The sequence below is a fragment of the Bradyrhizobium sp. MI1.7 genome (assembly GCF_055811795.1).
In genome coordinates, this window is sequence record NZ_JBVVPO010000071.1 from 42,806 (window position 1) to 43,858 (window position 1,053).

General features: G+C 62.8%; 1 protein-coding gene. It reads right to left on the reverse strand.

The features are described from left to right. Nucleotides 1-263 precede the first annotated feature (263 nt). Nucleotides 264-1,053, reverse strand: a 790-nt coding sequence (locus AC0L3X_RS38690; RefSeq protein ID WP_473317297.1) for an ABC transporter substrate-binding protein, incomplete at its 5' end; no start/stop codon positions are given.

Here is a 1,053-nt window from a genome sequence, read left to right on the forward strand (position 1 = left end):
TTTTTTTAGCGCGCTCGCGGTAAACTCCGTGGCTCCCCAAACCCACTCCCTGGGTTTTTGGGCCCGGGGCTCGCTACTACGGCGGGCCCGGGGACGACAGCGGTGTTTGGCGCGGTAGCGTCCGTCTGCTCTTCGCCACCAACATCAACTCCCGTAGGGTGGGCAAAGGCGCGCTAGCGCCGTGCCCACCATCTTACTCCGCGTATAGAGGTGGTGGGCACGCTTACGCTTTGCCCACCCTACGACACCGGCGTTTGCCGCCTTCACTCCGTCCCGATCGTCGTCAGATCCTGGAACCAGTGCTGCGCCTGCACGAACTGCTTGATCTTCGGCGACAGCGCGTGCGGGTTGGTGTCGTGGACGACCCAGACCAGCACGGCATCGTCGACGATCAGCGCGTGGGCCTGCGCGATCAGATCGTCCTGCTTGGCGGTGTCGAACGTCTGCTTGGCCTCGCTGATCAGCGCGTCAACCTTCGGGTTCTTGTAGCCGCCCCAGTTCACGCCGACCGGCGCGATCTGGTCGGAGGCGAAGAAGCGGACGATGGCGTAGAGCGGGTCCGAGGTGACATAGGCGATGTTGTTGGCGGTGATGCCGGCGTTCATCTCGTCGGCCGCGCCCTTGCGCCAATGCGTATATAATGTCTCGAGCTCGACCACCTTGAAGTCGATGTCGATGCCGATTTCCTTGAAGCTTTGCTGCAGGAATTCGTTCATCGGCAGGGACAGCATCTGGCCGGTGCCGCCCTGGGCGATGATGAAGGTGGCCTTCAGCGGCTTCGCCTTGGAGTAGCCGGCCTCTTCGACCAGCTTCTTGGCCGCGGCCAGATCATATTTCAGCTCGAAGGTCGGTTTGCCGAACCACGGGCTCGACGGGTCGACCTGGCCCTTGGCGGGTTTTGCAAGCCCGTTCATCAGACCAACGACTTCGTCACGGTTGATCGCGAGATTCAGCGCCTTGCGCAGGCGGATGTCGGTCCAGGGCGAGCCTTCGACGCGCGAGAACTGCCACGGCCAGACATGCGGCTGCTCGTTGGCGTAGAGCTTGAAACCG